General features: G+C 28.7%; 19 protein-coding genes, 3 pseudogenes and 1 riboswitch. Of the genes and pseudogenes, 6 read left to right on the top strand and 16 right to left on the bottom strand.

The genetic code is table 11. The features are described 5' to 3' along the window. Positions 1-28 precede the first annotated feature (28 nt). The 4 genes and pseudogenes from mutL to AGR56_RS09775 all read left to right on the top strand — a co-directional run bounded on the left by mutL (position 29) and on the right by AGR56_RS09775 (position 4554). A pseudogene (gene mutL / locus AGR56_RS09760) lies at positions 29-1874 on the top strand (DNA mismatch repair endonuclease MutL). Positions 1875-1903: 29 nt separating this feature from the next. Next, a complete protein-coding gene (gene miaA, locus AGR56_RS09765; RefSeq protein WP_053242098.1) occupies positions 1904-2836 on the top strand; it encodes a tRNA (adenosine(37)-N6)-dimethylallyltransferase MiaA in 933 nt (310 codons plus the stop codon). Between the two features lie 64 nt (positions 2837-2900). Further along, complete coding sequence (gene hfq, locus AGR56_RS09770; RefSeq protein WP_053242099.1) at positions 2901-3146, top strand: RNA chaperone Hfq; 246 nt, start codon at positions 2901-2903, stop codon at positions 3144-3146. A 121-nt stretch (positions 3147-3267) separates the two neighbouring features. Beyond that, the gene (locus tag AGR56_RS09775; RefSeq protein WP_053242100.1) at positions 3268-4554 is read left to right on the top strand and encodes a methionine gamma-lyase family protein; all 1287 of its coding nucleotides are present in this window, start codon (positions 3268-3270) and stop codon (positions 4552-4554) included. Positions 4555-4577: 23 nt separating this feature from the next. Here AGR56_RS09775 and lexA read toward each other — a convergent pair whose 3' ends face one another. Continuing rightward, complete coding sequence (gene lexA / locus AGR56_RS09780; protein WP_157055731.1) at positions 4578-5192, bottom strand: transcriptional repressor LexA; 615 nt, start codon at positions 5190-5192, stop codon at positions 4578-4580. 181 nt (positions 5193-5373) lie between these two features. On the opposite strand from lexA, the gene AGR56_RS09785 reads away from it, so the two are divergent. After that, the gene (locus AGR56_RS09785; protein WP_053242102.1) at positions 5374-5793 is read left to right on the top strand and encodes a hypothetical protein; all 420 of its coding nucleotides are present in this window, start codon (positions 5374-5376) and stop codon (positions 5791-5793) included. 53 nt (positions 5794-5846) lie between these two features. On the opposite strand, the gene AGR56_RS09790 is transcribed toward AGR56_RS09785, so the two are convergent. The 3 genes from AGR56_RS09790 to metA all read right to left on the bottom strand — a co-directional run bounded on the left by AGR56_RS09790 (position 5847) and on the right by metA (position 9823). After that, positions 5847-6836 carry a tyrosine recombinase XerC gene (locus tag AGR56_RS09790; RefSeq protein ID WP_053242103.1) on the bottom strand — a complete coding sequence of 330 codons (990 nt, stop codon included), beginning with the start codon at positions 6834-6836 and terminating at the stop codon, positions 5847-5849. Between the two features lie 363 nt (positions 6837-7199). Beyond that, a complete protein-coding gene (locus AGR56_RS09795; RefSeq protein ID WP_231015695.1) occupies positions 7200-8750 on the bottom strand; it encodes a 2-isopropylmalate synthase in 1551 nt (516 codons plus the stop codon). Between the two features lie 161 nt (positions 8751-8911). Beyond that, entirely contained in the window at positions 8912-9823 is a 912-nt protein-coding gene (gene metA, locus AGR56_RS09800) for a homoserine O-succinyltransferase (protein WP_053242104.1), read from the bottom strand. Between the two features lie 96 nt (positions 9824-9919). Further along, positions 9920-10029, bottom strand: a riboswitch (SAM riboswitch). Between the two features lie 178 nt (positions 10030-10207). Between metA and AGR56_RS09805 the strand changes: the two genes are divergently transcribed. Then, positions 10208-11104 carry an aromatic acid exporter family protein gene (locus AGR56_RS09805; RefSeq protein ID WP_053242105.1) on the top strand — a complete coding sequence of 299 codons (897 nt, stop codon included), beginning with the start codon at positions 10208-10210 and terminating at the stop codon, positions 11102-11104. A gap of 160 nt (positions 11105-11264) precedes the next feature. Here the strand turns inward: AGR56_RS09805 and AGR56_RS09810 are convergent. From AGR56_RS09810 to AGR56_RS09850, 12 genes and pseudogenes are all read right to left on the bottom strand, one after another. After that, positions 11265-12006 (bottom strand): annotated as a pseudogene (locus AGR56_RS09810) (DUF1848 domain-containing protein). 208 nt (positions 12007-12214) lie between these two features. After that, positions 12215-12346, bottom strand: coding sequence for a hypothetical protein (locus AGR56_RS22725; protein WP_278279601.1), 132 nt, complete (start codon positions 12344-12346; stop codon positions 12215-12217). Positions 12347-12424: 78 nt separating this feature from the next. Next, complete coding sequence (locus AGR56_RS09815; RefSeq protein ID WP_053242106.1) at positions 12425-12937, bottom strand: hypothetical protein; 513 nt, start codon at positions 12935-12937, stop codon at positions 12425-12427. Positions 12938-13003: 66 nt separating this feature from the next. Then, complete coding sequence (locus tag AGR56_RS22730; RefSeq protein ID WP_278279602.1) at positions 13004-13132, bottom strand: hypothetical protein; 129 nt, start codon at positions 13130-13132, stop codon at positions 13004-13006. A 126-nt stretch (positions 13133-13258) separates the two neighbouring features. Continuing rightward, positions 13259-13414: pseudogene (locus AGR56_RS09820) on the bottom strand (IS256 family transposase); the annotation flags it as partial. Between the two features lie 120 nt (positions 13415-13534). After that, the gene (locus AGR56_RS09825) at positions 13535-15085 is read right to left on the bottom strand and encodes a M56 family metallopeptidase (RefSeq protein ID WP_053242107.1); all 1551 of its coding nucleotides are present in this window, start codon (positions 15083-15085) and stop codon (positions 13535-13537) included. A gap of 15 nt (positions 15086-15100) precedes the next feature. After that, the gene (locus AGR56_RS09830; protein WP_053242108.1) at positions 15101-15475 is read right to left on the bottom strand and encodes a BlaI/MecI/CopY family transcriptional regulator; all 375 of its coding nucleotides are present in this window, start codon (positions 15473-15475) and stop codon (positions 15101-15103) included. A 296-nt stretch (positions 15476-15771) separates the two neighbouring features. Then, entirely contained in the window at positions 15772-18720 is a 2949-nt protein-coding gene (locus tag AGR56_RS09835; RefSeq protein WP_053242109.1) for a DEAD/DEAH box helicase family protein, read from the bottom strand. Between the two features lie 13 nt (positions 18721-18733). Continuing rightward, entirely contained in the window at positions 18734-19999 is a 1266-nt protein-coding gene (locus AGR56_RS23365) for a DNA methyltransferase (RefSeq protein ID WP_347460528.1), read from the bottom strand. After that, positions 19912-20685: a site-specific DNA-methyltransferase gene (locus AGR56_RS23370; RefSeq protein ID WP_347460452.1), complete on the bottom strand. Its 774-nt coding sequence runs from the start codon at positions 20683-20685 to the stop codon at positions 19912-19914. Before AGR56_RS23370 ends, AGR56_RS23365 begins: the two co-directional genes overlap by 88 nt. Positions 20686-20712: 27 nt before the next feature. Continuing rightward, positions 20713-21471, bottom strand: a complete 759-nt coding sequence (locus AGR56_RS09845) for a DUF4391 domain-containing protein (protein WP_053242110.1) — start codon at positions 21469-21471, stop codon at positions 20713-20715. Between the two features lie 10 nt (positions 21472-21481). Then, on the bottom strand, positions 21482-24460 hold the full coding sequence (locus AGR56_RS09850; protein ID WP_242851390.1) for a helicase-related protein: 2979 nt from the start codon (positions 24458-24460) through the stop codon (positions 21482-21484). Between the last annotated feature and the right edge of the window lie 29 nt (positions 24461-24489).

The following is a 24489-nucleotide window of genomic DNA, read 5'->3' on the forward strand; positions in this document are numbered from 1 at the left end:
CAAATGTACAGTAAAGAAGGGAAGCACTTTGAGAAGAATAAATTTATTAAGCGAGGAAACTTCAAACAAAATTGCCGCAGGTGAAGTTATAGAAAGACCTTCATCAGTTGTAAAAGAACTAATTGAAAATAGCATTGATGCTGGCTCAAAAACCATAGGTATAGAAGTAGAAAACGGTGGAGAAACTCTTATACGAATAGTTGATGATGGCGTAGGAATTTACGGCGATGATATTGAAAAAGCCTTTATGCCTCACGCTACAAGCAAAATTTCTAAAATAGAAGATATATATTCTATAAACACACTTGGATTTAGAGGCGAAGCTCTTCCTAGTATCGCCTCTGTATCAAATACAATTTTAAGATCAAAAATTCGTGAAAGTGAATTTGGAAGAGAAATATCAATAAGTGGTGGCAGTATAAATTACGTAAAAGACTGTGGCTGCAGCATAGGAACAACTATCGAAGTTAGGAATTTATTTTACAATGTTCCAGCTAGAGCAAAGTTTTTAAAGTCCCCACAAAAGGAAATGGCAGCTATTTCAGATATAGTTAATAGATTAGCTTTATCTCACAGCAGTATATCATTTAAACTAATTAATGGTGGTAAAAAATCTATAACTACATATTCTACAGATAAGCTCATTGATACAATAAGAGAGATATATGGTAAAAAAATAGTTGATAATGTAGTTTATTTTGAAAGGCATTCGGATTTAGTTTCTGTCCATGGTTATGTTGGAAATGCAGAAATAAGCAGGGGAAGCAGAAACAATCAAAGCATATTTATAAATAATAGATATATAAAAAATAGACTTATAACCACAGCTATTGAGAATGCAGTAAAATCCTTTACTATGATTAATAAATTTCCTTTTTTTATAATTTTCTTAGATATTTTTCCGGAATTTTGTAGATGTAAATGTTCACCCTACAAAATCTGAAATAAAATTTAGAAATGAAAGGGAAATATTTAAAATCGTATTTGATACCGTGCATGAAGCTTTAAGGGAAAGTGTAAAGGACAGTTTTAAAATTGACGCTGTAGTAAAAGAGGAAAATGCTATAAATGAACTTAAAAATGATGTAAGAGATGAAAATATAAATGTTGTGCAGCTGCCAATTGATTTAAAAAATTCTGTAGATGAACAAAAGGTTCAGGAAGCCCAAAACGATAATATTACTTATAAATTAGAAACTTCTTACTCTAAACCAGAAAATAAAGCAGTGCCTTCCTATGATTTTGTTAAAGAAAGCAAAAATGAAGAAAAACCAGTTTTGAAAAAGGAACCTAAGTTTGAAAAGTTAAGAGTAATAGGACAATTTGATAATACGTATATCTTAGCAGAAGGAGTTAAATCATTTTATATAATAGATCAACATGCAGCTCATGAAAAAGTTACTTTTGAAAAGTATAGAAATGAAATAAAAGATAGAAGTGTAGTATCTCAAATAATGATAACACCTGCAGTTATTGAATTAATACCATCAGATTATGTTTATTACATTGAAAATAAACATATATTTGAAAATGCGGGATTTAAGAGCGAAGATTTTGGAGATAATACAATAATAATAAAAGAAGTTCCTATGTTTTTAGGGAAACCTTATGCTAAAGATATGTTTTTAAATATACTTGATAATCTTAAAGATATGGGTAGTGGAGAAACCATTGAAGTAAAATATATGAAAATAGCAACATTAGCATGTAAGGCTGCTATTAAAGCATATAATGAGTTAAGCATGGCTGAAATGGAGAAGCTTGTAGATGACCTAAGATATCTTGATGACCCATTTAACTGCCCCCATGGTAGGCCTACTATAATAAAATATACAATAACTGATTTTGAAAAAAGATTTAAAAGAATTCAATAGAGTTAAATAAAGAAGGATGATTTTGCAATATGAAAAAGCTTCTTATAATAGCTGGACCTACAGCTGTTGGAAAAACGGATATATCAATTAAACTTGCTAAAGAATTAAATGGAGAAATAATTTCAGCAGATTCTATGCAAATTTACAAATACATGGATATAGGTTCTGCTAAAATATCTACTGATGAGATGCAGGGAATAAGACATCATCTTATTAATATAAAAGATCCATCAGAAGAATTTAGCGTTGCTGAATTTAAGGATAAAGCAACAATTGCAATAGATGATATAGTAGAAAGAGGCAAATATCCAATAATAGCTGGTGGAACAGGTCTTTATATTAATTCAATTATATGTAATTATGAATTTACAGGAACCTATAAGGATGATGATTATAGAAATTATTTAAAAAATCTTGCTGATGAAAATGGTAAAGATTATGTTCACGAACTTCTTAAAAATATAGATAGAGAATCTTATGAAAAGCTTTATCCAAACGATTTAAAAAGAGTTATAAGAGCGCTTGAAGTATACAAAGTAACTAAAAGAACTATAAGTGAACTAAACAAAGGTGTTAACTTATATGACATTTCCTACGATATAAACTATTATGTACTTAATATGAATAGAGATAAACTTTATGAACGAATAAACAAAAGAGTTGACAAAATGCTTTCTCATGGACTTATAGATGAGGTTGTAAAACTTAAAAATATGGGATATAATTCAGATATGCAGTCAATGAAAGGCATTGGGTATAAAGAGGTTTTATACTACCTTGACGGTAAATTAAGTTTTGATGAAGCTGTTGATCTTATTAAAAAGGGAAGTAGACATTATGCAAAAAGGCAGCTTACCTGGTTTAGAAAAGATAAACGTGCAAAATGGATAAACAAAGATTTATATAAAGATGATAGTGAGATAGTTAATCAAATTAAAGAAGATATATTAAAGAATAATTAAAAAAGAAGGATTTTATAAAATTTTATAGAATTATATATTTAAAACGAAGCGGAGGGTGAATAACATGAATAATAAGCCAACAAATAACTTACAGGACATATTTTTAAATAATGCAAGAAAAAATAAAATACCTGTTACGATTCATTTAACCAATGGATTCCAATTAAGGGGAAATGTAAAGGGATTTGACAGTTTTACAATAATATTAGATAATGATAATAAGCAAATGATGGTATATAAGCATGCGGTTTCAACTATAACACCGCTAAAACCTATACTTTTCAATCAAAACCCACAAGATGAAGAGTAAAAATAAAACTACAAACTACATTTAATATGTAGTTTAAATAAAAAATAGGCAATAATTTGCCTATTTTTTTTTTATTGTGATACCATGTTTAAGGATGAATTTTCAGGAGGTTTATTTTATTATGTTAAATTTGACAAAAGAAACGTTAATGAATACATATGATATCAGCGAGGATGTTTTTAATTTATATGAAAAAGCACTTAAAGATGTCAAAGATGAATTTGCTTACTACGACGAAATACGAGAATTTAATCAGCTTAAGGTTCTAAAAGCACTCCAAGCTGAAAAAATAAGTGAATCACATTTTACTAATTCTTCTGGTTATGGCTATGGAGATATAGGAAGGGATTCCCTTGATAAGGTATATGCAAATATATTTAACACTGAAAGTGCTCTTGTGAGACCTCACTTTGTAAATGGTACCCATGCTATAGGTTCCGCGCTCTTTGGAAACTTAAGAACTGGTGACACGCTTCTTTCTATATGTGGAATGCCTTATGATACTCTTCATGATATAATAGGTATAGGAAATGAAAAAAGGGTAGGGTCCCTTAAAGAATATGGCGTAAAATATAAAATGATTGAGCTAAAAGACGGAAAAGTAGATATGGCTAAGGTGAAAAATGAATTAAAACAGGATCAAAGTATAAAATTAGTTCATATTCAACGTTCTACAGGTTATGGCTGGAGAAAATCTTTAAGCGTAGATGAAATAGGTGAAATTATTAAAAATATAAAATCAGTTAAACCTGAAGTTCTAGTTTTTGTCGATAATTGCTACGGCGAATTTATAGATACAAAAGAACCAACAGATGTTGGAGCTGATATAGTTGCAGGTTCTCTTATAAAAAACATAGGTGGAGGAATTGCTCCAACAGGTGGATATATTGCAGGAAAAGCTGAATGCGTAGAGCAAGCTTCATATAGGCTTACTGTGCCAGGAATAGGGGGAGAATGCGGTTCTACCTTTGGTGTCATGAGACAACTTTATGAAGGTTTATTTCTTGCTCCACATGTATCCATAGAGGCTGTTAAAGGAGCAGTATTTTGTGCTAGAATAATGGAACTTTGTGGTTTTGAAGTTCTTCCTAAATATAATGACAAAAGAAGCGACATAATTCAAGCAATTAAATTTAATGATAAAATGAAATTAATTAACTTCATAAAGGGGATACAACATGGTTCTCCTATAGATTCATTTGTTGAATGTGAACCATGGGATATGCCTGGATATGAAGATGAAGTTATAATGGCAGCAGGTGCTTTTATTCAAGGATCTTCTATAGAACTTTCAGCTGATGCACCTATAAGAGAGCCTTATATAGGTTATCTTCAGGGAGGACTTACTTTTGACCATGCAAAAATAGGGATACTTATAGGTTTATCAAAATTACTTAAAAGTAATTAAAAAAGAGAGTAAAACTCTCTTTTTTAGTATTCTCTATAAATCCCCTTTAGTTTACCTATTATTTTGCAGTCGTCAACAATAATAGGATCCATAGTGTGATTTTCAGGTTGAAGTCGTATTTTATCATTTTCTTTAAAAAATCTTTTTATTGTAGCTTCATTTTCTATTAATGCCACAACAATTTCACCATTTTCAGCAGAATTAACTTTTTCTATAATAGCTAAATCTCCATCATAAATACCAGCCTCTATCATACTTTCTCCACTAATCTTTAAAATAAACAAATCATTGTTTCCTCTAACAAAATTTAATGGGATAGTAAAATAATCTTCTATATTTTCAACTGCCAAAATTGGTTGACCAGCTTGAACCTTTCCTACTATAGGAATATCAACCATTTCTTTTTTTGCAATAGGATCTTTAATTATTTCTATGGCTCTTGGTTTTGTAGGATCTCTTCTTATAAGACCCTTTTTTTCAAGTTTTGATAAATGACTATGTACTGTTGAAGTTGAACTAAGGCCTACCTTAGCACATATTTCTCTTACAGATGGCGGATAACCTTTATCTAATACTTCTTGTCTTATAAATTCATAAATTTCACTCTGTACGTCTTTATCTTTATGCACTGCCATCATTACACCTCGCAAATCTTATTTATATAGAAAATTATAACACAAGTATTATTTCTGTGCAAACTAATGTTCTGTTATTGAATTGTTGTTTTATATTTGATATAATATATCTTTATGGAAACCAAAGTAAAAGCAGCTCAGTTCTAATTCAAAATATAAATTTGTAAAGAGGGTAGTGCATTTTATGAAAAAAAATTGTGTCCTTAATTTAAACAAAATATGTGACAACTGTGGAGAATGTGATATATGTGATCTTGATCCAAACAAAACATGTAATAATTGTGGAAAATGTTTAAATATAAACGGATTTGATACACGTTCAATAAAAATAGATGATGTAATAGATGATGAGGCGGAAGCTAAGAAATTTGAGGAAGAAGCTAAAAAAGATGAGAATGTAGATGAAGTTTATTCAGCGAATGAAGTTGAACTTTTAAACGATTATAATGATGATTATGTGGATACGGATAAAAAAGAAGAAATTGATTTTGAACTAATTGACGACATTGATGGGTTAAACGAAATATTAGAAGATGAAGAAAAAAGGAAAAAGTATATTGATGAAACTTATCCAGGAATGTTTGTTATAAAAAAATCAAAGTAACGCTTATAAAAGTGCCTGCAAATTTTTAGGATTTGTAAGCACTTTTACTATTTTTATTCTAATGAATTTAAAGGATTTGATTTTACAGCCTCTCTTAACTTTTCGTCATCTACATGGGTGTAAATTTGGGTAGTTGATACGCTTTCATGTCCCAATATTTGTTGAAGACTTCTAATATCAACATTTCCGTATTTATACATAAGGGTTGCAGCAGTATGCCTAAGCTTATGTGGGGTAAACTTCTCATAGCTAAGTCCAGCTTTAATAACGTATTTCTTAACCATAAGTTCTACAGTTCTTTTATTTATTCTGGTTAATTTCCTACTGATAAAAAGGGCATCAGCATACTCTTTATGTATCTTCCCTGCAATTTTGTTTCTTTCGACTAAATATGCGTTTATTACTCTAATGCAGGTTTCGTTTAAGTATACCGTTCTTTCTTTATTTCCCTTACCTATAATTGTAAGTGTATCTCCTTTGATCTTTGATATATCTATGCTTACAAGTTCGGATAAGCGCATGCCGCAATTTAAAAATAATGTTATTATGCAGTAATCTCTTTCATAAAAGGGGCCATCTATTGAGTTTAGAAGTTTTTTACTTTCTTCTAATGTCAGATAAACCGGATTTCTTTTATTGATTTTTGGAGATTCTAATTCAAGAGTAGGGTTTTCTTTTATTATTTTAGCTTTTCCAGTAAGATATTTAAAGAAAGATCTTAAGGTTGCAACTTTTCTAGCTCTTGCATAAGAACTATTATTTCTATAGTTTTCTGCAAAAGATAAAAATGCATATAAGTCACTTAAGGTTATGTTTTCTATAAACCTATTGTCAATATCATTTATCTTTATATTATCAAAGTCTTCATTTTTATTTACAAGACCTTTATACAATTTTAAAAATCTAAAAAACAAAATTAAGTCAATTTTATAATTGTATATAGTATTTTTAGATTTTCCGCGAATTGTACCTAAGTAATTTAAAAAATTATTAACTTCAAAGGGTACATCAGAATCAAAAGCTTGTCTAATATCATATTTCATGTAAAAACCTCCTAAAAATTACTCTTATTTCGTCAAATTCACATTTTACGAATAAAATATTCCACGTAAGGGGAGAAAAATCCTTCTTTTATATAGTATATAGTAATTAGTCTTTAATAATTTTTTCGATTATACTTTCTTGAAAGTCATACAATTGTACTTATTTTAAAAAATATAATTTTTGTTTTTGCCAGAAAGAGTTTTTATATAATATAGGTATAATTTGATTTTATCTCCCCTATATTTCATTGATAATCAAATGATAAAAATTATCAATGAAGCTCAAAAAATATTTAATTCTTTTTGGCATACTATAAAATAAAAGTCCAAGAAAAATCGTTCCTCTTGAACTTTTTTGAATTCCTATACAGTTTCGCTCGTTTCTTTGCCAATTATAACGCTATTTATTGCATTTACAAAAGCATATGCACTGGCCCTTACCACATCAGTATCCACAGCCTTAGCAGTGTATTCTTTACCATTATAGTTCACTTGGATAGCAACTTTACCAAGTGCCTCTTTACCTTTAGAAACACTTTTTATTTTATATTCTCTAAGTTCTATATTTATCTTTATAACGTCTCTTATAGCGGTATAAACTGCATCTACTGGTCCATTACCTACTCCTTCACCTTTATAAACGCTGTCCTTTTTTCTTATTTTAACGGTAGCTCTTGAAAATAAAATATTGCTTACAACTTCTATGTCTATTAATTCATAAAGTTTATTTTTGAATTTTAAAAATTCATTGCCTTGTTCGCTATTTTCTTCAAGATTTTTTTCTATAAGATATAAAAGGTCATAAGAATATATCTCTTTTTTCTTATTAGCAAGTTCAAGAAAATTTTTGAATAAGTTTTTGAATTCTTTATTGCTGAACTTATCAAAGCCAATTTTAGCTAGGCCTTTTTTAAACGCACTTTCTCCTGAGCGTGAAGTTAAAACAAGTTCTGAATTTTCTATACCAATATCTTCAGGATGTATTATTTCATATGTATTTTCTGAATTTGTAATTTCCGTCATTCTTAAATTTGAATAATGTGCAAAAGCATTGCTGCCGGTTATAGGTTTATTAACTTGTATATCTATTCCCATAAGATAACTAACAAGTTTTGATGTATTACTTATTTCGTTTGTAGCTATATTTGTATAAGCATTATAATATTTTTTATGAAGTTTAATAGCCATTGCAACTTCTTCTAAAGCTGTATTTCCAGCTCTTTCTCCAATTCCATTTATAGTACATTCTATTTTATCTGCACCATTTTTGATTGCAATTAAGGAATTTGCCGTTGCAAGGCCTAAATCGTTATGACAATGAACACTTAAAATTATATCTTTATCTAAGTTCTTGAGTCTATAATTTATTTTATTTATCATTTCTCCATATTCATCAGGAACCATAACACTCACAGTATCCGGAATGTTTATTATATTAGCTCCAGCTTCAACAACAAGTTTAATTTTTCCCCAAAGGCTTTCGAAATCCTGTCTTGAAGCATCTGTAAATGAATATTGAACTTTAGGTAATATTGATTTTGCGTATTTTATAGCATCAATATTTTGCATAAATATCTGTTCCTTATTTTTTCCATCATATAAATCAGATGATCCTAAAACAATATGAATTATTGGATCATAAGAATTTTTTATGCAATTATATACTTCGTCAATATCACGTCTTATAGCTCTTGATGGAACAGAAATTGTAGTTTTAGTACCAACCTTTTGAGCTATAGCTTTAGTAATTTCTAAATCATTATGCGATAAGGATGGAAAACTCGTTTCTATTATGTCAACTTTCATCTTTTGAAGTTGATATGCAATCTTTAGTTGCTCATTTATATTAAGCTTAGCACCCGGAATTTTTTCACCATCTCTCAAGGTCGTATCCATGATCAATATTTTCTTCATAATACTTTTACCTCCATCATATATAGCTTTTGCATATTCGTCTATAAAACAAAACCTCATCTCAAACCAGAGACGAGGTTATAATCCCGCTACCATTTAAAAAGATAACTAATTGTATATACTTATGATAATATTTATAGTCACACATGTCAATAGCTATTTTATTTTTTAATCTCATATGGAGTTTCTTGGTATACATAATAGTTAAGCCAATTTGAAAAAAGTAAATTCGCATGCCCTCTCCACGTAACAAGAGGTTTTTTTGACGGATCATCATCTTCAAAATAATTTTTAGGTGGTTTAATATCCAAACCTAAATCTAAATCCCTTACATACTCATCATTTAAAGTATTTTTATCATACTCAGAATGCCCCATTACAAATATTTGCTTCCCTTTTTTATTTGAAACTATATAAACACCAGCTTCATTCGATTCCGCAAGAATTTGAAGATTTGGATTTTCCTCTATATCCTCTTTTTTAACAGTAGTATGTCTAGAATGAGGAGCGTAAAATTTATCATCAAAACCTCTTGTAAGTTTAACATGTTCCTTTGTTACAGTATGATTAAATACTCCAAACAATTTTTCAGGAAGTTCATATTTTTTTATTCCATAATGATAATACAACCCAGCTTGAGCACCCCAACATATATGAATTGTAGATGTTACATTTGTATTAGTCCATTCAAATATTTCGCAAAGTTCTTTCCAGTAATCTACATCTTCAAATTTCATTGTTTCAACTGGTGCACCAGTTATTATCATTCCATCAAATTTTTCATTTTTGATTTCGCTAAACTTTTTATAAAACATTAAAAGGTGCTCTTGAGATGTATTTTGTGAGGCATGTGTCTCTGTATGAATAAATGTTGGATTCACCTGAAGCGGAGAATTACCAATTAATCTTAAAATTTGAGTTTCAGTAACAATCTTTTTAGGCATTAAATTTAAAATTAAAATATTAAGTGGTCGTATATCTTGATGATAAGCCCTATTTTCATGCATAAAGAATATATTTTCATTTTCCAGAGTTTGAGCTGCTGGAAGATTATCAGGTATTTTTATTGGCATATATGTCACCGTCCTATATATAAAATTAAAACATAAAAAATCCGTTTTCAAACAAGAAAAACGGATTATAAGTATCAAAAATACTCAAAACTGTTTTTCTTATCTTTCAAAACATAAGTTTTGCAGGAATTAACACCGTACATTGAAATGATAATGCCGGTTGTTAGGTTTCATTGGGCCAGTCCCTCCACCATTCTAGATAAGAATTAACCATATTACTTTTATATTATAGTTGTTTGTTTGTTAAATTGCAATATTTTTAATTAAGTTTACAATAAATTGCATTTACATAATAAGTATTATGTAAATTAATATCCCTACTTTGAATATTTTGCTTAACTATACTATAATATTAAGGTATTTTAAATTTTATGAGGTGATTAAATGAAACCTATTGGGATGAGAAATATAAAAACTGCTCTATCTGTATTTTTATGTGTTTTAGTATCTAGATTACTAAAGATGGAATACCCATTTTATGCTGCTATAGCCGCTGTAATATCAATGAGTTCCTCCGTTACTGATTCCTATATTGCTGGAAGAAACAGAATGTTTGGAACTTTCGTAGGTGCTATGATAGGTCTTTTATTTTCGCTTGTTTTACCTGGAAATATATTATTATGCGGTGTAGGTATTATAATTATCATCTACATATGTAATATATTAAATTGGAATAAATCCATAAGTATTGCATGCATAGTTTTTACTGCTATAATGACAAATTTAAATGGCAGAAATCCTTTTTCATACAGCTTTAATAGGCTTTTAGATACTCTGCTTGGTATCACCATTGCATTAGCAGTAAATTATATTTTTATACCTCCTAAATATGTGGGTAAAATAATACATCAATGTAATACTGTAATAGATCATCTATTTATAATATTCGGCAAAAACACTATTTATAATGAAGAAATAAATTTAAAAGAGTACAGTGACAAATTAAATAAATTAGAAAACTATATAACTACCTACAGCAAAGAAATAAGATTTTCTAAGGAAACTGCAATAAAAATAGATAATATAAAAAGTATGATAACTCAATTTAACAAAGCTTATTACTCTTTAAATATATTAAATTCATTAAAACATAGTAAAAATTTAAATAAGGACAATGCAGCAAAAATAGAAGCCATATTTAATAAAAAAGTCCCCTCACATGAAGGCACCTATACGGATGAACTTATTGTATATAATTATCATGTAGGCGAATTATTAAATATATTGGAATCTTTGATTGAGAATAATATAACCAAGGATGAATTTATTATGAAAATATAAAAAAATCTCCACATACATAAATAAGCTATGTGGAGATTTTTTAAAGTACTTACTTTTAAAATTTTTATTGAATTAATATTTTAGTTAACATTGATTTGTATTTACATAATAATTGTTATGTAAATAGTAGTGCACCTGCTTTTAATAAAGATAAAATTAACTATTTAAACAAACTCATCTGTTGAGTAAATTCTTTTATAGATTTCATTTTTCTAATAGTTATTTTTTCATCACCTCTTAAATTTCCTACTAACATAGGTGAATTAGGATTATGCTTTAGCCAATTATCTTGGACTAATTGATTATTAAAATTTGCATAGCAGTATAGACAATGATGTTTGCAAGTATTATACTGTTCAATATCTACACTTTTTACACACCCGCATACTTCCCTTTGTGTATCATCTTTTTTTACATCTATCTGTCTTTTTATATAAATCTAAAAAACTTATAACACACTTATCTGTGTATCCTGCAAGCTGCTTACAAAACTTTTCAAACCGCTCATAATGGTATTCTTTAGTATAAAAGTCATTTAGTAATATGGGGTCATATCTCCATATTACTTTCTCCTTTCCTATCCTACTGGAAAGTTCTTTGAAGGTTTTTATAATATCCTTCTTTGCTCTTGTTCCCTTCTCCACGTCATTTCTATATGCTGTTATAGTAAATTGAAAATAATATTTGAAATCTTTTATTTCATCCAATCTTTCTAACATTGGTTTTGCATCCTTTGTCCAAAATACAAAACAATCTACAGTTTTAGGTGTAAGTTCTATTTTACTTACTTGTTTTGCGTTAAATGGATTTACTACATATACAAATCCGTCTTTAATCCTATTAAAAAACCATTTACTATAAAATGCTGGTATGTCAGTTCTCCTGCTTACACTAACAATCATTCCATCTAACCCCTCCCTATAATTTATATGGTCTTTATTAGTCTAATTTAATAGATTTTAAGATGAATGAAGTATTATCTAGATACTTTTATATTCTAAATAATTTTTTATTATTATAAATTATACCATTGTTAATTTGCTCCTTATACTTTAACAAATCTACATCCAAGCTATCTATTTCCATTACCATCTGACTGTATATAATTCATCATGCAAATCTGTTAATAAATTTTTTTGCATATTCTTTCTCATATGATTCAGGCAAAACTGATTCTATATTGCTATAAATCTTATTTATCATACCTTCTAACTGAATTTTTTCTTCATTAAACTTATCCAATTATATCCCTCCATTAAATACGGCTAAAGAACCACTTCATTATATATTTCCTTTAAGCTTTTATTTATGTCAGCTAATTTACACTGCATTTCTAGTAAAAGTTTGCATCGGTGCAACTGCCTCTTCTATATGCTTAGCCAATTCCTTTTCATCTAGTTCTTCATTATAATTTTCTACAGCATTTACTGCAGCATCTGATATCTTTTTTATTTCATCTTTAATGTTCTTAATCAATTCATTTTCAGAATTTATTAATGATACATGTAACTCCTCAATAGCTTTATATCCATCGTTCTTAACTTTAATCAATTCGTTTCTAATATTATTTACTTTTTTTTCAATATCTTTTAACCCAATGTCAAGGGCAGCAAGAGATATACTTATGTTATCCTTGCTTAATTGTCCTGTTAAATTCACAGCCTTTTGAATATACTTAAGTAATTTTCCTCTTCCTGCCTCCACACTTAAAAATTCTGACATACATTCCTCAATCTCTAAAAATCCTGTGTTTTCTATAGGCAAAATTGGACCTTTTACACTTTCATTATTTTGTGCCCTTTTATAATTTAATGCCCCTTTGGCTGATACCATGAATATTCGAGGGTTTTCAAATACTTCTCCCAGCAGATGCTCCTTGGCATAATCTATTATCTTTTGCTAAGCTTCTTCGGTATTAATCCTATCTTTAAAGTTAATTACAAAAATATTTTTTTTTATATCTTCAGCTATTATTCTATCTTTTAAAAGACTCATTTCTGATTCGGTTAATATCTGTTGTGCTGACAATAATAATATTGCTACATCCTAAAAAAGTGGTCCGAAAAAGAATTGAAACAAAAGAACATGATAAAATAAATGATTTAAAATCTAAAACAATTGTCACTTGTAGACATTCCCTTGGCATAAAGAGAATCTTCCTAGATGTTCATCCATATCAGCTTCAAGTATATTTTCTAGAACATCTTTGACTAATCTTTGGATTAGTCCGTTTTTACCCATAACGTCATCGATAGTTTTACATTTTTTTATTTCTGCTTTGTAATCAAAATCTTCATCAGTTGGTTTCATGATAAATATTACTCCTATATTTTTATAGTATATTGTTCCAAAACTACCAACCCATTATACAAAAAAACAGTAGATATTAGTTTGTTATTCACAAACTAAATCTACTTTCCCCTTTTAAGGCTAATTTCTATAAATACTTCCGTCCTTTGCAATAAATAAATTATCTATAGTTCCTGTTCCGCCATTCTTTTTCATTGACTGACTAGTTAAACGAACACTATAATATTTCTTTCCATTTTTAGTTATAGAATTAAAGACAGTAGCAGCTATATCACCATTAGAAAAATTAGAATATCCATCACCACTTGGACCATTTGAAACAGTAGTTATTTTATTGTTTGATCCTAACTCATAATTTATAGCTGCAATTGCTGCTTCTTCAGACGTATAATTATCTTCTTGACTAGAATTGTTAGCTGTACTTTTATTACTTGTACTAGCTGCTTGCGTATTAGAACTGTTTTTTGTTGATACATTTACATTCTGTTTTTGAGTATTCTGTACAGTATTTGTATTAGTTTGATTTTTAGTAGAAGAATTGCTACTATCTAGTGCTGCAGTAGTATTATTTTTTTGATCTTTATTAGTAGTTTTTACATGAGCGACTTTATTTGTACTAACCTTAGATTGTGCAGCTTTATTATTGCTTGTATTTAAAATTTTTGCATTAGTTAAAATACTGCCACCTATAATGCATGCAGCAACTACTCCAACTAATGTTCCAATTAATGTTCTCTTTTTAAATTTAGTAATCATAATAATTCTCCTTTTTATTTCAGATTTACTTACCATCGGAACTTCCCACGGCTTTACATCAAAAGACGAAACAAGTGATGTTAAATTAATAATTGTATCACCATATTTTTTATGATTGTTACTCTTTATATAACTTAATGCTTTGGCATCGCAGGCTATTTCAGAATCTTGCCTTAGTCTTTTAAATGAAAAGTACAATATTGGATTAAACCAATGGATAAGATTTAATAATGTAATTAGCCAATTTACAAAAGTATCTTTGCGCCTAAAATGTGTAAGTTCGTGAATAATTATATATTTTACTTCTTCATTGGTTAATTTGTGAGTCATGTATTTGGGTATTAATATAACAGGTTTAATTAAGCCTATTATGCACGGTGTCTTTACACTATTAGATTTTTTTATCTGTATATTGCATCTTACTTTCATTGCTTTCTTGCACTGCTTTAAAGTGTCACAAATTTCAACTTCTCTAAATGATTCCTCTGACTTAACTTTAAAACAAAATATTGTGTATATGCATAATAGATATATAGCACCAATCGCTAGAACAGCAATCCATATTATGCTTAATATATGCAAAATATTTTGATTACTATCTTGATTAAAACTATTATTAACATTAATTTTTGTATAAATATAAGCTGGATTATTTGTAATCTGCGTATTGCTTGTATTTATAATGTTGCTTGTGATATTTTTATCAATATTTACAGTATTATAGATGCTAAATGGACTGCTTAATGAATACGGTAATAGCAATCTAATTATAATAATAAACCATATATAATAGTGCCAAGCTGGACTAAGTTTATTTTTTAATAATAATTTTATAAGCCATATAATAATAGCTGCTACTGTAGCCATAACCGATAACTTAATTGTCTGAAGAAATAAAGAAAAAACTATATACATATCTTATCATTTCCTTTACTTCATATTTTCATCTAATATTTTTTTTAATTCTGATATTTCGTCTTTGCTTAATTTCTGTTTTTTTAAAAAGTTTGAGACAAATAAATTAACAGATCCTTGATATATTTTATTTATAAATGATTCTGTCTCTAAATTCATCATTTCATCCTCTGTAACAGCTGGTAAATATTGATAGTTTTTCTTTTCTTTTATTACATCAATAGCCCCTTTTTTTACTAATCTGCTTATAAGCGTATGAACTGTCTTAGGACTCCAATCACAATTTTCATTAAGCCCTTCTATAATTTCTGAAAAAGTAGCAGGATGCTGATTCCATAAAACTTGCATAATACGCCATTCGGCATCTGATATTTTAGGTGAATTTTTCAAATATACCCCTCCTTACCTACAAATGTAATCCACGTTTATAGATTACACTTGTAGGACATTTTTGTCAATAGTTAAAAGGAAAAATAAACAAATTAATCCCAATCTATTCAAAAAGAATAACTAAAAAATAACGACCATTCAAGTTTTCGAATGATCATTTATTTTTTCTTACACCATATAATTTACCACTTATTTATTTTCTACTAGAAATACCGCCAACATTACAAATATTTCCATTCCAGCCGTTGTCATGCCAAGGAACTCTAATGGATATATGCTGCGCCATAATATTCCCCCTATATACCTTCAATAAATTTGTTAAAATCATCTGCTTTTTTGAATACAACTTTATTGCCTAGTGCCGCAAAGTGCTTACCACCACATTCTATCTTCTTATTTTCTCTTTCTCTTAGTTCTTCTGCTAAAATATTTCCTTTTGTTTCTACTACAAAATAAAATTTTTCTACATTTTCTTTTTCTATTAATACAGCCCAATCTGGATTATAGTTTCCTAAAGGCGTTGGAATTTTAAACCAATCTGGCAATTTAACATACATTTTTACACTTTCATTATTTTCAAATCTTCTAGCAAACTCTGCCTCTACTTCTGAATCATAGATAATATAATTATAAATTGATCTATCACTTGCTATCATGTTCTTTGATAAGTATCCACTTAACTCCTCGGTTTCAAATAACTCTTGAGCATAGTACTTATCATTACCTATTTTTTCATATTTAATACCGTCAACTATCATTAACCTCATTTTTCTTTTTATAATGCTAGCCACTTCATCCATGAACTGCTGAGGATTCTTTTTAAAATCATCTAATCTCTCTGATTTTTTAAGTATTTCTACTATGGTTCTCCTAGTCAAATTAGTTTGATTTTGCAAAAATGTTATTATATCTGGCAGTACAAAGTTTCGCTCCTCTATATCAATGCTGTATCTGTTATTTTCTTCTGTTACAGTTCCAGATTTAGTTATATCTATTGCTGCTTTTGAGTAAACTAACTTAGCCTTATTAACCTTAATATTATTCTTTATTTCCTCTGCACATTCACATATAAGTTTATTAGAATCAAATTCAACTGAATATGTTGTTTTATATTTTATTCTATCCCATAATTCTTTAAATTCTGAGCTCAAATATCTCATTTTATTTAGCTTTACTTGTTTTTTATCTTCTGCATTTTTTATATTTAAGTTTCCAGAAAGCTTTTTTAGCTTAGAAATTATTTCAGTTTCTATTGCTTTAAACTCTTCAGGTATATCTACTTTTTGTTCCTTTAAATCACTTCTCAGCTTATCAGTTATCTTTCCTTTATCATCTATGTATTTACATTTTTTTAGATGATCAAATATTTTTTCAGAACGTTCTTGTTCTAAATAATTAGCCTCTCCATCTTTTGATATTACAATGTTTGCAAAGCTGTGTTCTTCAACAACTCCAAATCTAATACCTTCATCTTCTTCATATTCATTTTGAAGTCTTCTAGCAAATTCTTCATAGCTCTCATTTGCCATTACAGTTAAGGTATTTACAGAAAAACCATATACCCTTTCGCCTTCTTGATTTACTGCTAATCTAAGTCCTCTACCTATCTCCTGTCTTTTTTTCATTTCAGACTTTGTTTCATTTAATGTACATATCTGGAATACGTTAGGATTATCCCATCCTTCCCTTAAAGCTGAATGTGAGAAGATAAATTTTAACTTTGTATCAAAACTTAATAATTTTTCTTTGTCTTTCATAATTAAGTTATATGCATCTTCATCAGCAGCTGTGGAACCATTAGTATCTTTTAGTTTTCCTTTTTTATCTTTAGCAAAATAACCATCATGAACTCGCTCCGCTTCTGTCTCTACATCTACATCATTAAACAATGTTTTATACTTAGGATTTGCTATAGCTTTTTTATATTCCTCCTCAAACCAAATTGCATACTTTCCATTTTGCCTATTTCCTTTTTCATCTATAAATCTGTAATTTGCAACTTTGTCTATGAAAAACAAACTAAGGACCTTAATTCCTTCCTTTTTAAGCCTAAGCTCCTTATTTAAATGTTCCTCAATTGTTTTTCTTATTTGAGTTCTTTTGATTATATTATCATGAATTTCTCCTAGAACTTCTCCTAAACGTATAGAATCATGGCCAACAAAGGAAACATATTCGTCCCCTTCTTTAGCATTAATTTCTGTAATCTGATATCCTCTGTAGATATCCCTTCTTCCAGAGAGTTCATACAAATCATCTTCTACTTTATACTCTTTTGCAGTTCTTACTATTGTTCCCTTTTTCTCATCCCACTTGTCAATTTCAAGCTTAGCTTTAATTGGTGATTTTTTATTGTTTACACTTATAAATTTTATATATGCTGTATTGTTATGATCTTTTGAAACAACACTAGCAACTTCTATTTGCTTTACTAAATGTCTTTCATAAGCATCTACAGCATCTAATCTAAACATCAAATTAAACTTATCTTTATGTGTAGCTGAATATCCAACTGTACACAATGGATTCAAAGACTCAATTGAATCTTTTGCCTTTTCTGTACTGGTGGTACTTTGAGGTTCATCAATAATAACAATTGGATTAGTTTCTTTAATAAACTCCAGTGGTTTAACCCCATTTGTTTTCTCATTATCCATATTAATTACATTAGTATCTTTATTAAAAGACTGTATTGTCATAATCATTATTCTTATATTATCACTTGTAGCAAAATCTCTAATGATATCTAACTTCTGTGACTTATACTCATAAGCTTTAAATATTACATTGTCATATAATCCTTTAAAATGATCTGTCATAATATCTATGGATTTAACAACACCCTCTTTAATTGCAACTGATGGAACTACTATTACAAACTTTGTAAATCCATATTTAGCATGCAATTCAAATATTGTTCTTAAATAAACATAAGTTTTTCCTGTACCAGTTTCCATTTCTACTGTAAATTTAAAATGCTTCCTACCTAAATCTTCTGCTGTTGAAGGTTTTAGCCCATTCTTCAGCTGAATTTGCCTTACATTTGTTAAAATATCATCTTCGTCTAATTCTAATTTATTGCCTATACCTAAATCAGTTATAAGTTTTCCCTCTGTACCCGCCTTATCTGTCATAGCTGATACTGTAAAATTTGATTGCGCTGGAGTTTGTCCCTTAAAGATATCAACTATAGAAGAGATACTTTCTTTTTGATAGTCTAAATTTGAATTAAATTTTAACTTCATTTAAGTTTCCCTCCTATATACTCATTACTTCATTTACATTATTTCTCTTTAAAATTTCTATAATATTTGTTTTTACTGAATCATTTTTAAACCCATTATCTTTAAATACTACCCTGCATGCTTCAGGTTTTAATTCATTCTTTAGATCCACAATGCCATTAACCACATTCAATGTAATATCATTATCCAAACAAATAATTAAAGCTCCAACCCCAACACTAAATACTTTCTTCCCGCTAACTTCTTTAACTTCAATAGGATATGTCAAATCAATTCCATACTTAAGCATTATTTCATAAACTACATCTTCCTCTGATCTTCCTGGCACAAAATTATCCACCATTTCATCTAATCTATTTGCAATATCTTCAAATTTAGGATTCCATGGTTTTATATTTGAAGACTCAAGCTTAAATACTTTAAAACCAATATCTAAATCTTTAATTCCTTCTTTATCTTCATTTTCTGCAATTATTTTATCTCCTGCACGGCGAATACGCTCTTTTCCTATTTCACTAATAGTTTCATATCCAGCTTTGTATGCTTCTGACTTTTCATCACATTTTTCAGGAATTTGCACCATTATATATTTTCTGTTACCATTATCCCTTGTATTCATTTGCATTGTTACCTGAGCAGTTGTACCAGAACCTGAAAAAAAATCTAAAACAATATCTTCTCTTTCTAATCCAATTGCCCTAAATATTCCCTCTAGTAAATCTGAATCCTTAGGATTGCTGAAATATTTTCCTCCAAGTAAATTTTTAAGATATTTCGAAGCTAAACGTCCATCTTTAAATTTTATACTTGTTAATGATTGGTACTGTGTATCTTTAAGATATGTTTTTAAACATGGTACTGTTGTTTCATCTTTTCCAAAATGTACTTTACCTTCTTTAATTTTCATCTGCATTGATTCCAGGGGACAAAACCATCCTCTACTGGGTTTTTTTACAGGCTTTTTAGTTATCGGATGAAAAATATCATACACGTATTGCCCATCATTGGGACCAGAAATATTATCTGGAAAATACACTCCATTAATATCATCAAACCATGTATAATGTTTGCTATTAGAAATTGGATTAGATTCTGGATATTGTTTAAACCAATTTAATGCTCTTTTATGTATTTCCTCCCAATTGTCTCCGCATTCCTTATGAAATCCTTCAAAAGCTCTAAAGATATCATCTAGTCCCTCTTTTTTTTCTTTCCACTCACCTTTATTAAAGTTCTTGTTATGCACATAAAACATAATATATTCATGTTGCATTGAAATATAATCTTGATCATTTTTACTACTATTTTTCCAAATAATTTCACCTGCAAAATTAAATTCATCAAAATCTCATTACATATAAATTTTAAATTATCATGCTCATTTTCATCTATCGAAATACATATCACTCCATCTTCTTTTAACAAATTTCTAGCCAATCTCAACCTAGGATACATCATATTAAGCCAATTAGTATGAAATCTCCCTCCCGTTTCTGAATTTGTAGTTGTTTTATTTCCCTCTTCATCAATTTGTCCCGTTACAGCTAGATAATTACTAAGATTATCTTTATAGTCATCTTTATATACAAAATCATTTCCAGTATTATAAGGAGGATCTATGTAAATCATTTTAACTTTACCTTGATAGCTTTTCTGAAGTAATTTTAAGACCTCTAAGTTGTCTCCTTCAATATAAAGATTTTCTGTTATATCCCAGTTTTTACTTTCCTCTTTGCATGGTCTTAAGGTTCCCCTTGATGGTGTTTGAGCCATTCTTACAGCTTGTGATTTTCCATGCCATTCAAACCTATATCTTTCATCCTTATCCTCTATGTACTCTCCTAAAGCCTCTTGCAACCTTTCAAAATCAATTTTATCTTCGCAAAATACCTCTGGAAATATTTCTCTTAGCCTTTCTAAATTTTCTTTAACTATATCTAGGCTATATCCATTCATTTTATCCATTATGTCTTCCCCCTATATCTGTATTATCTATGCTTTTAGTTTTTCAATTAAATTATTTTTCTCTACTTCAACTTTTTTTATTTTTATATTAATATCTAATCTTTTATTAAAATGCTGTTCTTTTTTCATTTCTACCCTTAGCTTTTCTATCTCGCTATTTAAAGTCTCTATTTTATTATTTAAATTATTTACTTCTTCTATGTCTTTATTTTTTAAATTATCAAAATCACCTGCAAACTGTGATGCATTAAAAACTTCAAGCCTTTCTACAAAGCTTAAATAAAATTTATATGTATTTGTAAAAGAAAAATCTCTTATATTTAATGATTTTAGAAATTTTCCCTCATTTTTGCTTAAATTTAAAGTATCTATCCATGAGCTATATATATACTCATCCACAGTGTTTTTACTTATATCAGCCTTATTAATTCTTTTATTAGCTGCATTTAAAAGTATCTTATCTTCTTTAACAAATACAATAATCAGAGGATATGGTATTGTATTTTGTATTATTTCTGCAATTCTTTTATACTTCTTGTCCTCATTTAATGAAACTTCAACTAAAGCTATTTCTTCATAATCTATTTCATGTGTTTTATATCCTTTTATATTTAAAGTTTCTTCTTTGAAAGAATATTTCCATACCACTTTATCAATATGATTTGTAAATATTTCTTTGTCGATGCTATTCATAATACTATTTTCATAAAATAGCTTTTTAAAAATAGTATTAAAAACCCTACAAGTCGATGGTATATTCATTTTCTCATAAAGTATCTCTACCATGTTTATCCCCCTATTTTATCACCAAAAATGATACTAATTCAAAATCTTCAATGCTTTTAAAAAAGCTCTTTTGTATGGTAGTTCCACCTTTAGTAAATAGTGATGCAACTCCCTTTTCCTCTTTGTTGCCTATTATATTATCAATAGACTCTTCTAAAAGACCAGAATACTTCTTCATATTTTTCCCATTGTCTGTTTCCTCATTAAAAAGTTTAACTACTTCTGGTAACACTCTATTTTTACCTGAACATAGCTTTCTATAAAAATCCAATATTTTTTTTGCATGAATGTAATTATATTTTACTATACCATCATCATAAACATAAACCATATAATAAGGATAAAGTGAATTGCTTTCCTCTGGTTTTTCATTGTTATTTACTTGCTTTAATGTAAATATAACTCCAGGCTTTATTTGATCTTTCATATCACAATCATCTAATGTAGCAACTGCATACATACCTAATGGTGCTTTTTCTAGTTCTTCATTATGACTTTTCATGTATTCCATTAAGTCCATTTTAAAATCATTCATAGTCAAATCCGTTATAGATATTCCACCAGATATATCCTCTAAATCTACAACTTCATCTTGTAGCTGTTTTAATTGTTTTTTTCTATATTCTAAATCATTCATACTAGCTTTTGAACTGTTATCAATAATATTCTCTTCACCAGTTGCTGAAACATCTAAAAGCATCATCCTTCCAGTTACTCTAGCTTCTAAATTGATATATTCATCAAGTTCCATATTAGGCCAAAAGTTAACTAATTGTATCTTATCATTTTTAGAACCTAATCTATCTATTCTACCAAACCTTTGAATTATTCTAACAGGATTCCAGTGAATATCATAGTTTATCAAATAATCACAATCCTGCAGGTTCTGACCTTCAGATATGCAGTCTGTAGCTATCAATATATCAATTTCTTCTTTAATTTCTGAAAAAATATGCTTTCTATCCTTTGATCTAGGCGAAAAATTTGTTAATACCGCATTTAAATCCTTTTTATTTACACCTGCAAGAGTACATTTATTGTCTCCTGAGCCTGTAACTAATGCTGTATGCAATTTAAACTTTTCTTTAATCCATGGAGATAAACTGTCATATAAATATTTCGCTGTATCTGCAAAAGCTGAAAATATTATGATTTTCTTATTTTCCCCATTCAGTGGATGAGTTATCTTATGCTCTATAATTTTTATAAGACTATTAAGTTTATCATCCCTATTATTAACGACCTTAGCAGCAGGATAAATAAGCTCTTCTAATTTATTCTTATCATCTTCTAAATCTTGTTTCCACCTAATAATATCCATATCTTGAATAAGAACCTTAACCTTATTTCCTATTAACGAATTCTCTAATCTTTCATCGTCAATTTCAATATCATTTATATTTAAAGAGGTATCATAATGAAGTTGTTCTTTTTGAATTTTCTCCAATGTATAATCTATTTGCTTTAAAAGCTTTGCTATAGTTATACCAAAAGAATTAATAGAGCTCTCCATTCTTTTTAAAATATTGACCCTCATTAAACTAACTAAACTTTGTTCTCTATCTATCTGTCTAAATACAGATTTTCCACCTTTTACAGAAGTATCATACTTTTTATCATACTCTGCTCTCTTTTCAGGCAGAACATATTTTAGCGGAGCATATGTACTCAAATTAAGATTTCTAATAACCTTATTTATATGTTCTAAACTAGGAAATTCATTCATTGCATCGATATTTGATTTAATATTTATGGGTTTTAATCTTGTTGGAAATTTTCCAATCTCAGCTACATCGTAATACTTTTCAATATGCTTTCTTGATCTTGCTATAGTGACAGTATCAAGAAGCTTAAAATAATCCATGTTCATCATTTCTATAAAGTTATCTAAGGTTCTTTCACTTTCTTCTAATTCTGTCCACTTATTAAAAACTTGTTGAGCTTTTCTAAGTGTTAGCTCAATGCTTGTTATTCCCTCTGACTGAAAAGCGTTATCACGCCCCTCTGTAATGAAGTTGATTTGGTTCTTTAAATCGTTCATTCTATTGTTTACTGGTGTAGCTGATAACATCAATATCTTTGTCTCAGCACCACTTTTAATTACATCATTTAATAATTTAGAATACCTTGTTACTTTTTCATTTCTAGCATCATTATTTCTAAAGTTATGAGATTCATCAATAATTACTAAATCATAGTTACTCCAGTTTATAGTTGCTAAATTGATTTCCCCAGAATAACCTGCTTCTCTGCTTAAATCAGTATGGTTTAATACATCATAATTAAATCTATCCTTTAATAAAATATTTCTTTTATCATTCAAAGTATATATTGTCCAGTTTTCTCTTAACTTTTTAGGAGCCAAGACCAGTACCCTATAATTTCTAAGTTCGTAGTATTTTATTACTGCTAATGCTAAAAATGTTTTTCCAAGTCCCACAGAATCAGCAATAATACACCCACCAAACTTTTCGATTTTATCTATTGCACCTATAACCCCATCCTTTTGGAATTTGTATAGTTTACTCCAAATTTCTGTTTCTTTAAATCCTATTTTCGTCTTAACTATATTTTCTTCTGTTATCTCACCCAAATAATTTTTAAATATATTGTAAAGCGTTATAAAATATATAAATTCAGGTGTATTTTCCTTGTATATAAGCTGCATTTGTTCTAATACCTTTGTTTTTACATCTTCAACTAAGCTATCGTCTTCCCATATATTATTAAACATTGCAAGAAATTGAGCTGTATATTCTTTCCCATACATACACATATTCATGTCTATTCTATTAGAAGGTGAAAAACCAAGTCCATCTGTAGTAAAGTCAACCGTTCCATTTATTGATGTATCATCCTCTTCGTTCTCCACATATATAAGCCTCTGTTGTGCTGGATTTGGTTTTTTTAATGATTTAAATTCAGCTTTATTCTTAATCCATTCAGCACATTCCTTTGCTATACTGGCTTGATTCAACTCATTTCTCATTTTAATTTCAAATTCATTTCCTGATATAT

The organism is Clostridium sp. DMHC 10 (genome assembly GCF_001270375.1).
Classification (GTDB): Bacteria; Bacillota; Clostridia; order Clostridiales; family Clostridiaceae; genus Clostridium_S; species Clostridium_S guangxiense.